Annotated in this window: 10 protein-coding genes; 1 reads left to right on the forward strand and 9 read right to left on the reverse strand. The window is 51.6% G+C overall.

Annotation, left to right across the window (positions count from 1 at the left end; all coding sequences use genetic code 11):
- Window positions 1-228: 228 nt before the first annotated feature.
- Window positions 229-1005, reverse strand: a complete 777-nt coding sequence (locus EHSB41UT_RS11415; RefSeq protein WP_087109900.1) for an AraC family transcriptional regulator — start codon at window positions 1003-1005, stop codon at window positions 229-231.
- Window positions 1006-1143: 138 nt separating this feature from the next.
- Window positions 1144-3567 (reverse strand): hypothetical protein, encoded by a 2424-nt coding sequence (locus EHSB41UT_RS11420; RefSeq protein WP_133060481.1) that lies wholly within the window; start codon window positions 3565-3567, stop codon window positions 1144-1146.
- A 194-nt stretch (window positions 3568-3761) separates the two neighbouring features.
- Here EHSB41UT_RS11420 and EHSB41UT_RS11425 point away from each other — a divergent pair, with 194 nt between their 5' ends.
- Window positions 3762-4193 (forward strand): DUF333 domain-containing protein, encoded by a 432-nt coding sequence (locus EHSB41UT_RS11425; protein ID WP_087109904.1) that lies wholly within the window; start codon window positions 3762-3764, stop codon window positions 4191-4193.
- On the opposite strand, the gene EHSB41UT_RS11430 is transcribed toward EHSB41UT_RS11425, so the two are convergent.
- The 7 genes from EHSB41UT_RS11430 to EHSB41UT_RS11460 form a co-directional block, all read right to left on the reverse strand.
- Complete coding sequence (locus EHSB41UT_RS11430) at window positions 4190-5404, reverse strand: phenylacetate--CoA ligase family protein (protein ID WP_087109906.1); 1215 nt, start codon at window positions 5402-5404, stop codon at window positions 4190-4192. The genes EHSB41UT_RS11425 and EHSB41UT_RS11430 overlap by 4 nt on opposite strands.
- A 10-nt stretch (window positions 5405-5414) precedes the next feature.
- Window positions 5415-6260 carry an ABC transporter ATP-binding protein gene (locus EHSB41UT_RS11435; protein ID WP_242667295.1) on the reverse strand — a complete coding sequence of 282 codons (846 nt, stop codon included), beginning with the start codon at window positions 6258-6260 and terminating at the stop codon, window positions 5415-5417.
- Window positions 6261-6429: 169 nt separating this feature from the next.
- Window positions 6430-7677: an ABC transporter substrate-binding protein gene (locus EHSB41UT_RS11440; protein WP_087109910.1), complete on the reverse strand. Its 1248-nt coding sequence runs from the start codon at window positions 7675-7677 to the stop codon at window positions 6430-6432.
- 67 nt (window positions 7678-7744) lie between these two features.
- Window positions 7745-8818: a branched-chain amino acid ABC transporter permease gene (locus tag EHSB41UT_RS11445; protein WP_087109912.1), complete on the reverse strand. Its 1074-nt coding sequence runs from the start codon at window positions 8816-8818 to the stop codon at window positions 7745-7747.
- Window positions 8815-9708, reverse strand: a complete 894-nt coding sequence (locus tag EHSB41UT_RS11450; RefSeq protein ID WP_087109915.1) for a branched-chain amino acid ABC transporter permease — start codon at window positions 9706-9708, stop codon at window positions 8815-8817. Before EHSB41UT_RS11450 ends, EHSB41UT_RS11445 begins: the two co-directional genes overlap by 4 nt.
- Window positions 9705-11657 carry a long-chain fatty acid--CoA ligase gene (locus EHSB41UT_RS11455; protein ID WP_087109917.1) on the reverse strand — a complete coding sequence of 651 codons (1953 nt, stop codon included), beginning with the start codon at window positions 11655-11657 and terminating at the stop codon, window positions 9705-9707. Before EHSB41UT_RS11455 ends, EHSB41UT_RS11450 begins: the two co-directional genes overlap by 4 nt.
- Window positions 11654-12460, reverse strand: coding sequence for an ABC transporter ATP-binding protein (locus tag EHSB41UT_RS11460; protein WP_087109918.1), 807 nt, complete (start codon window positions 12458-12460; stop codon window positions 11654-11656). Before EHSB41UT_RS11460 ends, EHSB41UT_RS11455 begins: the two co-directional genes overlap by 4 nt.
- Window positions 12461-12490 lie beyond the last annotated feature (30 nt).

Below are 12490 nucleotides of genomic sequence, written 5' to 3' on the forward strand. Positions count from 1 at the left end.
CGAGCTGATGTGATGATATTCCATCATCTATGTATTCGCTGGCAATGATACGTTTCAGCTCTGGGCTGTATTTGGACATAAAAGTAACCCCCAATAATTGGGTGTCCAACTATTGGGGGTCACTTCACAAAGATATTTGGAAATGGTCTTTTTTTTGTTGGAATCGGACACCGCCTTAAGAAGACGACATCTTGTTGATTTGTATCAACGCTTAACAAATTATATCTGTCAAGAGACTGTAAAGTATTGCTTGGGTGTGACCCCAAAAGTGCGGCGGAAGAGGGCAGTAAAGCTACTTTGACTCTGGAAGCCAACCTCCAGTGCGACCCGGGAGGCGGATGCCCCTTCAGAGAGCTTGCGCACTGCCATCAACAGGCGTATCTGCTGGCGACAGGTGGTGTAATTCATACCCAGCTGACTCTCAAACAGACGGCTTAGCGTGCGTACACTCATGCCAAGAGTGTCGGCCCAGTCCTGCAGGCTACGGTTATCGGACGGATTATCGTAATAAAAATCCAGAATCCCCTTCAGCCGCAGCTCACTGGTAAAAGGCAGGTAGAGCGGATCGACCGGTGACTCGATCAATTGATCCAGCAATACCTGAATCAAACGGCCATGGGCACCTTTCTCATCGTAAGGACGAGGAAGCTTCATAATCTCCAGAATCAGTTCCCGTACAAGCGGTGAGATTTGCATAACCGTTACACGCGATGGCAGTGAACGACTCATCTCCGGTGTGATAAACAGATCACAGCGCAGGGCTGACTTGGTCACTTCTACTTGATGGGGCTGATGAGCGGGAATCCAAACGGCCCGTTGGGGAGGTACAACCCAGGTACCTTGTTCGGTAGCAACAATCTGGGAGCCGCTTAATATGCCGGTCAGCTGTCCCAGTGTGTCCGAGTGCCACGGTGTTTTATAGCCGGCCGGGTAGTCGGATGCGATAGGAACAACCGGCTGGGAAGATTCCTGCAGCAGGGAGAAAATCTGATCCAGGGTAAGCACGCGTATCACCTGCAGCGGAAAAAGCGCGAGAGTCTAGCAACCCTGAAAACGGACGACAAAGACCGGAAAAACCGAAGGACATTGTCGCAGAGTTAATCTGGCCTGTACCGTTATTGTTCTTTGTTTCCAGCAGGGCGATTAAAGCGCGGTATCTTCCTCCTCATTCTCGTCTGTGGTGAGATCCGTCATTTGTTGTGTGAGAACCTCCACATCATCACCCTTGTTGTGAACCAAGAGTTGGGTCATCCCATCGTGCTCGCTTTCTGAGTGTGGTGCAGTATTCACGCCCTGCACAAACTTACCAACGGTCTGCCCTCCGAGCAGGGGTTCGATAGTGAATGGGGGAACGTCAATTTTTTCAATGTAAGTATCCTGGCGACTACGGGGAATAGCATGATTTTTTCGTATTTGGCAAATCCCGTTATTCGGTAAAAGTGTAAACCCGTCGTCGCCTTGATTGAGCATTTTGTCCAGATCTTGTTTTTCAGGATTCCAGCTCCAGGCGGCATAGGGTACCTGTCTGGTATAAGCATCTGCCCGTATAGCCGCATCAAAAGGTTGCCCGCCTACCATAACTGTCTCGGACTGTATAAAGTCATTCAACAGCATGCCACTCTGGGTAATGCCTTCAGGCATTAGAAAAGACTGGGGAGAGACCTTTAACTCGAGACTGTTATTCTTATAGGAAAGATCCGTAAACAAGGGATAGAGGCTAATATCCAGCTTGTCATCAGTACTGGTTCGCATCAAGTCACCAAGCACCAGCCAGTTCATGCCGCCACTTATGTTGACGGATACGGCTTTATCCCGGTTTTGGTGATAGATATGCCAGCTCTCACCACCATAACGTAATACCACGGAATAGAGGGTGTCTTGAATTCCTTTCTCTTTGTCTTCTGGGCTGTAATCGATACGTAAACCAAGCCATGGCGATTGCTCTTTCCGGGTTATACTCAATCTCATTCTGTTGCCACCAGAAACAAACTCATGGCTTTGGATCACATCTTCAAAAGGCCATCCCAGCTCCTCCAGGAACAGGAACTGCTGGCTGGCATCAGGTATGCTCCAATTGATGATTTCACCCTGAAGCTGTTTCTTTTGCCAGGGGGATTGGCTGATTTCTCCCCGGTCGGATATCTGCACCACAACCGCAGGGTCAAATGAAAAATCGGGTAGGATTTCATGTTTTTCGATGGGTTTGTCGGGGGTAGCTCCAATGGTGATGCGGTGAGATATCCGGTTTCCTCCCTCCAGACTATCAGAGATCAGCAGAATCTGGCTGTCCATGTGCGACACCTGTCTGGTTTCACACTTCACATCAAGGCTTCGAGAGGTCTGGCCCGTTTGGTGGAGTGTTAAAATGACCCGCCCCCGATCGAGGTTGTTCAGATAGGTACCTACACTCTTGCCATCGGCTGTATAGCGCCAGTAATACAGACCTCGGTCCACTTCCAGCGCGCTGGTAAACCGAGCGGTGATATCATTTAAACGCCCGCCAGATCTCGCTTGAGCAATTTTTAGCAGTACGGCACTCTGGTGCATATCATCGGGGAGGGTCTCAGTATGTTTTTTTCGCATTGGGTGGAAGCACCCAGGGCAGGGCAGGTTTTCTGCAATTGTCTCTGTCGTCGCATTTTGTCTGCTTTTACGGGTAGCCTGCTGGCAGTTCTCACATAATGGAAGCTCTCTGCGCATTGGGACGCTGCCGACTTTCATCAATGGCATGACCTGGTTCAACTGAAAATAGGAGCGGACGCTGTGGGCGAGTGCATGGGGGTAAGGTAGACTCTCAACTTCGATTGTCCCATCCGTGATCTGTTTCCATAAAGGCTGTACACCAACCGCCTGGCAATGAAACCGAAAATGGTTGTCCAGTTCATGCTCGGGAACGGATACACCACACAGCTCACAATCAACCTGCTCGCTATGGGTTTGCTGGTGCCGTTCGCTGTATTCATGCAGGTAACTGCGCTTGCAGGTTTCACATTTTATCGATTTCTTTGCGCATTCCGCTTGATGGCGCTCCAGTTGTGAAAATGCCCCCTGCCAATTACAGCCGTATTTTGCATTCCCGCAGAAAACCTGTTGGCTATTCAGTTCACTTTCAAACCAGGAAGGCGGTGCAGTAGATAATTTATAGCTGGGCTGAAAAATCTCCTGTTCTGTGGCATCAGCATTATTGGAGGCTCTAGCAGGTGAGAATTCTGAACAGACAGAGCAGGTAACCAGAGAACTTCTTTCTTTCAGGGCGTGGCTTTTCATGTAATCGTCCACGCAGTCCTTACAGACCAGATGCTGCTTTTTACAGTTCAGCGCCCTCGGGTCGCAGGCGTAGTGGTTATCGCCTTTGGCTAGCCCCTGCAGGCAATGAAGAGCGGGATTGGCGAGAGTGAAATGGGCGTTATTGTATTTATCCCCAAACCCTGCAATAACGGTTGTCGAAATTAACCAAAGACAGATGAAGGTTAACAATTTTCGACTTGATAACCTAACGGACGTGTCCCATTGATTCTTAGTGGACTTCCATTTTCTTTCTTTGAGCCAATCAATATTGTTGTTCATGCACGAGCCTCAAAATGCACGGCAGGAATATAGACAGTATTAATAGAATGAAAATTATTTTTTCGATGGTTTTAGTAAGCGTAATCCCTCGTATCTCGCAAGAGGGAAACAAAGGGTGCTGAACCGTTAAGGCAAAGAAGAGAAGGGATATGCCAGCTACACTTCAGAGTTTTTGACCAGACGTAAATATTGCCATGCGCTCTTCACGTATCCTGAAAATTAGCTGTGCTCTGCTCGGAACGGTGCTTGTACTTGGCTTTCTAAGCGCCTGCAGTTCATTACGGGCGGTGAAACAATCGGACACTCTCAAATACTGTTTTCAGCAGGGCGGCCAGATGATTATTGATGGTGAGACGGGTAATGGCGGCAGCTATCTGATCTGTGTCTTTACCGATAATTATCAGTGCGGACTGAATGCTTTGCACAAAGGCTTGTGCCCTAAAGGCGGGCTAAGAATCACCGGTTATACAACACCGGCCGCTCGATACTGTGTGCTGACTGGTGGGCAATATTCTGTTCAGCCATCGCTGCATAGTCTGCATGAGCAGGGCGTTTGCAGCTTCGACGGGCAGAGGTGCCCGGTACAGGATTACTATACCGGGGGTTGTGAGCTACCGGGTCTTTAGCGGTTATCGACAATAACCAGGTGAGTGTCAGCAAACTCTTCTACGGGAATTTGTCGCACTTGACCTTTCATACGGGAGACTGATTTAAGGCTTTTCTCGATGGTGCCGAGATCGAGTTCGCCCTCTGAGTGGCATAGCAAAGTCATGGTGTCCCTGCCATCATTTATATCAACAACCAGCTGGGCGCGGATGATTTCTGGATGCCTGCGCACAATATCATCTACCTGTTTCGGATGGATAAATAACCCTTTCACCTTAGTGGACTGGTCAGCCCGACCCAGCCAGCCTTTGATCAATGTGTTGGTGCGACCGCAGGAGGAGGGCACAGGCAGAGCCGCTGTCAGGTCACCAGTGGCAAAACGTGCCAGCGGATATTCTTCATTGAATACCGTGACCACAATCTCACCGACATCACCCGGTGTGACGGGTTCTCCAGTTCCGGGGCGAACCAGTTCCAGAATAATATCTTCAGCCACTATCAGCCCTTCCAAAGGATTCTGCTCATAGGCGATCAAGCCAACATCGGCAGTGGCGTAGGCTTGTCGGCACTGAATACCATGATCGGTAAAGAGCTGGCGCAGTTCATCAGGAAGGGGCTCTCCGGAAACCAGTGCTTTGGTAAATGGCAGGGGTTGCTGGTTTTGCTCGGCTTTCTCGATCAGAAGCTTCAGGAACGAGGGCGTTCCACAGTAGCCATTAGGCTGCAGTGTTTGGATAACCTGTAACTGCAGTTCAGTCTGTCCTGTTCCTGCGGGAATCACTGCACAGCCGCAGGCACGAGCTCCGGAATCCATAATAAAACCACCGGGGCTCAGGTGGTAAGAAAGGGTGTTGTGAACAATATCGCCTTCCCGAAAGCCCGCAGCATAGAAAGCCTGACCCATCCGCCACCAGTCGTCTGCTTTACCTTCCGGTTCATGAATCGGGCCAGGGGATTGGAATAGTCGGGCAACCTGGCCTGCATCCATACCATTCAGGCCTCCAAAGGGCAGCTGCTGGCTTTGCAGGGCAATCAAATCGGCCTTGCGAGTCAGGGGCAGAGCCGCCAATGCCTGACGGCTGTTGATGGAAGCAGGATCGATATCCTTTAACGTTTCCCGGTAATAATCGCTATTGGCTTTTGCCCGTTGCAGTGAAGCCTGCAGACGCAATAACAGATAATCTTCCCGCTGCTGTAAGGTCAGGGTTTCCTTGGGACTGAAATACGACATAAGGCCTCCGTTACAACCAACGCTTGCGGCGCTTGTAGGACTTTAAATTTTTGAAGCTTTTGTTGTGATCATTGCCGCCCAGATAGAAGTCTTTGACATCCTGATTATTCAGCAGCTCCTCGCGGGAACCGTCCAGTACGACCTTCCCGGACTCCATGATGTAGCCATAGTCCGCATGTTTCAGGGCAAAGTTGGCATTCTGCTCAACCAGCAGCATGGTTATGCCCTGTTCTTTGTTGATCTTCTCGATAATGCCAAAGACTTCCTTAACCAGCAGAGGAGATAGGCCCATAGACGGTTCATCCAGCAGGATCATCTTTGGATTCGCCATAAGGGCACGGCCAATAGCTAGCATCTGCTGTTCACCTCCGGAGAGATAACCGGCCAGCCCCGTACGTTCTTTTAACCGTGGGAAGTATTCAAAGACCCGTTCAATCTCATTGTTAATATTCTTCTGGTTGCGGGTGTAGGCTCCCAGTTTTAGATTCTCGATACAGGTCATATCCTCGATAATACGACGACCTTCCATCACCTGAAAAATACCGGAACGCACGATTTCTTCGGCGTTCTTCTTATCAATGCGTTCACCCATAAAGCTGATTTCACCACGGCTCACTTCTCCGTCCTCGGTTTTCAGCAGGCCGGAGATGGCTTTCAGGGTGGTGGATTTCCCTGCACCATTGGGGCCGAGCAGGGTAACGTTCTGACCCTGAGGAACATCGAGGCTGACGCCTCGCAAAACCAGAATCACTTCGTCGTAAACGACTTCAATATTATTAATGCTGAGCAAAGGCTCAGGTGTTTCGATCTTTCTTGCTTCCATAGTGTTCTTGTTCTCGAAAGCGTTTGTAGTCATTGAATGTGTAGCATCACAAACGGGCAAAACATTCGTTGTGGAGGGGCGGAGTCATATTGTGTTTTCAAAGGCCACGGATGGCCTGATAGCAGCCTCAGGGCAGGGATAGCCCTGCGGCGCGGAAAATACAATATGATCTCCAAGCCCGGATTGGTGAACACCGAAGCAATCAATAACCCAACCAGTCATCCCTACGTGGCAGTGTCACCTGAGACAGACGATTAATTTTGATATCACCGTCATTCCACTTGGCCTGATAAACATTGACCGAGTTGATGGCACGGTGATCTTCTGCCGTCCAGTTGGCTGGCAGACAGACGCCGTCCATACCTTCAGGCACCCAGTCCTTGGTGGCGTACATGCCTTGCTTGATATTGGCACCGGTAATGCCGCCATTCGCTTTCGCCCACTTCATGGCTTCAGCCATATACAGGGTGGAGCAAACACCGCGGATATAGTGGTGAGTCTGGAAGCTGTCATCACGGCCAGCGGCACGGGCAATGTTTTTCACCGTTTCCAGAGCCGGGACATCATCAGACCAGAACGGCGTTAAGGCCGGGAAGATATAGTTATCAATCCCTTCACCCACGGCGTTAAAGGTCAGCTTATCGCCACCCCAGATATTGGACATAAACTGGATATCCGTGCCCACGGTATTACAGGATTTAATCAGGGAAACAATGGAACCACCGAGGTTGGCGACATAACCGTAGTTGGCGCCGGAGTTCTTGATTGACAGGCACTGAGCCTTAAAATCACCCGGCTTCATGGAAACGACAACCGGCTGCTTCACATCAAAACCCAGCTCCTGGGCATATTCGCCACAAGCCTGCTTGGGCGCGTTGGGGTAAGGGTGGTTATCGCCGATATGGACAAACCCGGGCTGACCACTGCTGCCTTTCTTTTCCCAGTCCTCTTTGGCCCACTGAACCAGTGCCCGGCAGGTATCAGAATATGAGGCGCCATAAAAAAAATTGTACGGTGCGGGTTTGCGTGTCTTGGGGTTCTTGCCGGTTGGGTCGGTCAGGTGACCGGAGTAGGAAGCGGAATAGACCGGGATCTGGTCCTTAGCGACAAACGAGATCAGCGCTTCGGTATCCGCAGTGCCCCAGCCCTGCATGGCGACCATCTTCTTACGGGATTTCCACTTTTTATAATTACTGATGGCCTGCGGCACCTTGTAGGCGTAATCAATGGTTTCCGATTCCAGTGTGGTGCCGTCTATCCCGCCCTGCTTGTTAATCCACTGCAGGGTGTCTTTTATGCCATCGGCATAGTACTTGCCAACAAAGGCGGTCGGGCCGGAGTAGTCCGCCAGATGCCCGACAAACACCTTGTCCTGTGCCGTAGCGCTGGTGGCCAGCAAAGCAGCTCCGGCTGCCAGTGCCAAACCTGTTTTTTTGAGTTGTGTACGCACGGGTTGTCTCCTTGTTTTTATTCTTCTTGTAAAGCGATTCGCAACAACACTGACAACAACAGACGACTCAATATGCGAAAGGGTAAAACTTCCAATAGGCTTTAATTTGCTTCCAGCGGTGAGCCAGACCCTGGGGTTCAAAGATCAGAAACAGAATGATCACCAGACCAATCGCCATCTCCTTGAGATAGGCCATGCCTTCGGTCAGGCTGCCATGGGAAACCAGACCGGTTTCGGCCATTAAGGCAACCGTGCTCTCCAACACCTCGGGCAGTAACACGATAAAGATGGTTCCCAGAATCGCACCTTTTACCGAACCCAGCCCGCCAATAATAATCATGGCCAGAAACTGCACGGACATCATCAGGGTAAAACCTTCTGCAGAGACAAAGCCTAGATAGTGACCATAGAGCGCACCACCTATACCAGCAAAGAAAGACGACACCCCAAAGGAGAGCAGGCGATACCAGTTCAGGCTGATGCCCATAATCTCGGCCGAGAGATAATGGTCGCGCACCGCCACAAAGGCCCGACCGTCGCGGCTGCGCATCAGGTTGGTGGCCCACAGGGTCATAAAGACCAGGGCGAACAGAGCGACATAGAAAAAGGATTCATCGGAATCAAAGGCAAAGCCAAACAGGGTGAAAGGTTCCGCTGCTGCGCCATAGGCACCGCCGGAGAACCATTCCGCTCGGGCAAAGAAGTCCTCAATAATAAATTGGGCAGCCAGAGTCGCGATAGCCAGGTAGAGACCTTTAATCCGTGCGGCTGGTGAACCGAACAGCATACCGACGACCATGGTCAGCCAGCCTGCCAGCGGAATCGCCAACCAGACTGGAATGCCAAAGCTGTTGTTCAGCCATGCCGAAGCAAAGGCACCGAAGCCAAAGAAGGCCCCGTGGCCGAGAGATATCTGTCCGGTAAAGCCCACCAGAATATTCAGCCCCAGTGCGGCAATCCCTAGATAAGATATCTGGATAAACAGGGTCAGAAAGTAGGCATCCAATACCATTGGCGCGAAACAGAGCAAGCCGATAGACGCCATGGTCAGCCAGCGGATGGTTTTGGTCTCGAAAATCTGATTATCCGCTTTATAACTGGTGCGGAAGTCCCCGCAGGGACGCATGGAAAGTGTAATCATATCCGTTCGATATCCCTGGTTCCGAAGAGGCCGTAAGGCTTGATGGTGAGAATGATCAGCAAGATATAGAAGGGCGCGATCGTGTAGAGGTTGCCGATATGCAGATACTGGCTGTCGATAAACTCGGCCAGATTTTCCAGCAGGCCGATAATAACCCCGCCAACCACTCCGCCGACGATGGAATCCAGACCACCCAGAATCACCGCCGGGAACACCTTGATACCGATAAACGACAAGGCACTGGAGACACCGTTCACCATCCCGATCACGATACCGGCAGTTGCCGAGACCATGGCAGAGATTGCCCAGCTGGCGGCAAACACCTTGGAAACCGAGATGCCCAGACTGCTGGCTACCTGCTGGTCAAAGGCGGTGGCGCGCATGGCTAGCCCCATCCGGGAGTGTTTAAAGAACCAGTAGAAGCCAGCCATCATCACCACCGAGAAGATCAGGCTGAGGATGTAGGCCAGTTCAATATTCAGGCCGGCAATATTAACGACGCTGGTTTCAAAGACCTGCGGATAACTCTCTGCCGAGACGCCAAAGATCCACTTCATCAGCGACTGAAAGAACATCGACAGGCCAATGGTGATCATAATTACCGAGATAATCGGTTCCCCGATCATCGGTCTGAGGAACACTGCCTGAATCAGTATTCCAAACAGCGTCATAAAGCCAAGAGTCAGCAAAAAGCCGATATAGAACGGCAGATCCAGCCACACCAAAGTCCCCCAGCATACCCAGGCACCAATCAGCAGGAATTCGCCCTGGGCAAAATTCACCACCTGGGTGGACTTGTAGATCAATACAAAGCACATGGCGATGACGCCATAGAGCAGGCCAACGATCAGACCGTTTACGGTCAGCTGCAGCAGCAGTTCAGTATTCATGCGCTGGCCTCCAGTGGTTGGGGTTGTTCCTGGGGAATGGCGGCTGGCAGCTCACCCAGAGTAATCACTTCCAATGTCGTCTGTACTCGGCTCTGGCTGCCATCCTGGAAGGTGATCATGGTGTCGATATCGACATGGCTGTTGCCGTTGTAGAGTGCGTCGATAATGCTGGAATACTTTTCCGACACTACGCTGCGGCGGACCTTGCGGGTGCGGGTTAGCTCACCATCATCGGCATCCAGCTCCTTGTAGAGCAGAAGGAAGCGTTTGATACGCTGAGTCTCCGGCAGGGTTTCGTTTACCTCTTCCATGGCTTTACGCACCAAGGCCATCACTTCTGGTTGGGAGGATAGGTTGGTGTAGTTGGTGAAGGCAATGCCCTGGGCTTCGGCCCATTTGGCAACAATGCTGTAGCGAATACAGATCAGCGCGGTCAGGTAAGGGCGTTCATTACCCATAATTACCGCTTCCGCCACATAGGGGGAGAACTTCAGTTTGTTCTCGATATATTGCGGTGAAAAGCGGATGCCGGTTGCGGTGCGCGCCATATCCTTGACCCGGTCGATCACCACCAGATGACCACTGTCTTTGAGATAGCCGGCATCACCCGTATACATCCAGCCATCACGCACATCATCGTCGTAAGCTTTCTGATTATTGTGGTAGCCGGTAAACATGCCGGTGGTACGGGCAACGATTTCGCCCACGCCATTCTCGTCCGGCTGTTCAATCTTCAACTGGCTGTTATCGAAGGGAATGCCCACGGACTCATAATCGATATCATCACCAATATGAATGGTGTAGGCACCGGCCAGTTCGGTCTGGCCATACAGCTGTTTCAGTGGCACGCCCATGGCATGGAACAGCTTGAAGGTATCCGGTCCCATGGCTGCGCCACCGGTAGCGGCAGAGGTGAGGTTGGAAAACCCGAGCCGGTCCCGCAGGGCTTTCATCAAAATAAAGTCGGCCAGTTTGGAAGTACGCCCTTGCTCACGGGCTTTGAGGGCCCGGCTCAGGCCAAACTGAAACAGTTTCTGTTTGAGAGGTTGGGCATCCATCATCCGGGCATGGACTTCCGCGGCCAGGTTTTCCCACACCCGGGGAGCCAGTAGCACGAAACTTGGGCCGATCTCCCGCAGGTCAGCCATCATGGTTTCCTGGGTCTCGACAAAATTAATCACCTGTCGTGCGAGCAGGGCCTGACCCACTGCATACACCTGTTCCATAATCCACGGCAGTGGCAGTACGGAAACGTAGTTGTCTCCCGGTTGTTTCGGGTCTGCTCTCAGGTAGGCCGAACAGTGATCAAGAAACCGTCCGGAGTGGTGCATAGCCAGCTTGGGTCGGGAGGTGGTGCCGGAGGTGGTGCAAAGTATGGACAGTTCCAGACCATCAGTGGCTGCGACCATATCGGCATAGCGGTCCGGCTCAGCTTCATCCAGTGTACGACCGAGGGCATAGAGCTTTTCAATATCAATCAGACGCGGATCGTCGTATTTACGCAGGCCACGGGGATCGCAGTAGACAATCCACTTGACCGAGGGAATGCGATCTTCCAGTTCCAGCAGCTTGTCGCACTGCTCTTCATCCTCGGCGATCACTACGGATGCCTCGGCGAAGGTGAGCAGATACTCAGTCTCTTCATGCAGAGAATCCTGATAAACCCCCATGGAGTAACCCCGCAGGGCATGGGCGGCGATCTCGCCCCAGATCCACTCCGGGCGGTTATCCCCGAGCAGGGCGATCACTGCCTGCTCCTGAACACCTAGTTGGCTCAGGCCGAGAGTGAGCCACTTGACCCGGTTGTGGTAATCCTGCCAGGTATATTCCTGCCAGATACCGAATTCCTTCTCGCGCATGGCAATATCATCGCCATAGTTTTCTGCATTCCAGGCCAACAGTTTGGGGAAGGTGTCGGAGTGACTGAATGCGGTTGAGAAGCTCATCATAAGCTCGCCTCCAACTGCTCCAGCATTTCGTCTTCTTCTCCGAGATAGGCCTTACGAACATGGTCGTTGGCCATGATCTCCTCGGGCAGGCCTTCAGCAATCTTGCAGCCAAAGTCGAGTACCATAACCCGGTTGGAAATACCCATAACCACGCCCATATCGTGTTCAATCATCACCACGGTCATGCCCCACTCTTCATTCAGATCGAGAATAAAGCGGGCCATATCTTCTTTTTCTTCCTGGTTCATCCCGGCCATGGGTTCATCCAAAAGAATCAGATCCGGTTTCAGAGCGATAGCGCGTGCCAGCTCGACACGTTTACGCAGCCCATACGACAGGGTACCGGCCTGCTTTTTGCGTATATGGGAGATTTCCAGAAAGTCGATAATCTCTTCCACGGCGGCCCGGTGTTTGATCTCTTCGTTCTGGGTACCGGAAAACCAGTACAGCGGGCCGGTGGCAAAGTTGTTTTTCAGCAAGTGATGACGGCCCACCATTATATTGTCGAGTACCGACATATGGCCGAACAGTGCCAGGTTCTGGAAGGTTCGGCCAAGGCCGAGTACGGAGCGTTTATCGGGTTTGAGTCTTGTGATCTCCTGATCCTTGAACCGGACCGAGCCGCTGTTGGGTTGGTAACGACCGGAGATACAGTTGAGCATGGAGGTTTTTCCGGCCCCATTGGGACCAATAATGGAAAACACTTCACCTTTGTTTACCGAGAAACTGACATCGGTCAGCGCCTTTACGCCACCGAAGGTAAGGGTGACCTTGCTGACATCAAGGAGGATATTGCTGCTCATTGCCTGCCTTATTATGAATTGTTGTTGGCA

This window comes from Parendozoicomonas haliclonae (assembly GCF_900174585.1).
In the GTDB taxonomy this organism is placed as follows: Bacteria; Pseudomonadota; Gammaproteobacteria; order Pseudomonadales; family Endozoicomonadaceae; genus Sansalvadorimonas; species Sansalvadorimonas haliclonae.

Bases quoted from the DNA above. Each gene is read 5' to 3' on its own strand.
- EHSB41UT_RS11425 (WP_087109904.1), top strand. From the start codon at position 3,762: ATGCGCTCTTCACGTATCCTGAAAATTAGCTGTGCTCTGCTCGGAACG.
- EHSB41UT_RS11430 (WP_087109906.1), bottom strand. From the start codon at position 5,404: ATGTCGTATTTCAGTCCCAAGGAAACCCTGACCTTACAGCAGCGGGAA.
- EHSB41UT_RS11450 (WP_087109915.1), bottom strand. From the start codon at position 9,708: ATGAATACTGAACTGCTGCTGCAGCTGACCGTAAACGGTCTGATCGTT.
- EHSB41UT_RS11420 (WP_133060481.1), bottom strand. From the start codon at position 3,567: ATGAACAACAATATTGATTGGCTCAAAGAAAGAAAATGGAAGTCCACT.
- EHSB41UT_RS11460 (WP_087109918.1), bottom strand. From the start codon at position 12,460: ATGAGCAGCAATATCCTCCTTGATGTCAGCAAGGTCACCCTTACCTTC.
- EHSB41UT_RS11455 (WP_087109917.1), bottom strand. From the start codon at position 11,657: ATGATGAGCTTCTCAACCGCATTCAGTCACTCCGACACCTTCCCCAAA.
- EHSB41UT_RS11435 (WP_242667295.1), bottom strand. From the start codon at position 6,260: ATGACTACAAACGCTTTCGAGAACAAGAACACTATGGAAGCAAGAAAG.
- EHSB41UT_RS11445 (WP_087109912.1), bottom strand. From the start codon at position 8,818: ATGATTACACTTTCCATGCGTCCCTGCGGGGACTTCCGCACCAGTTAT.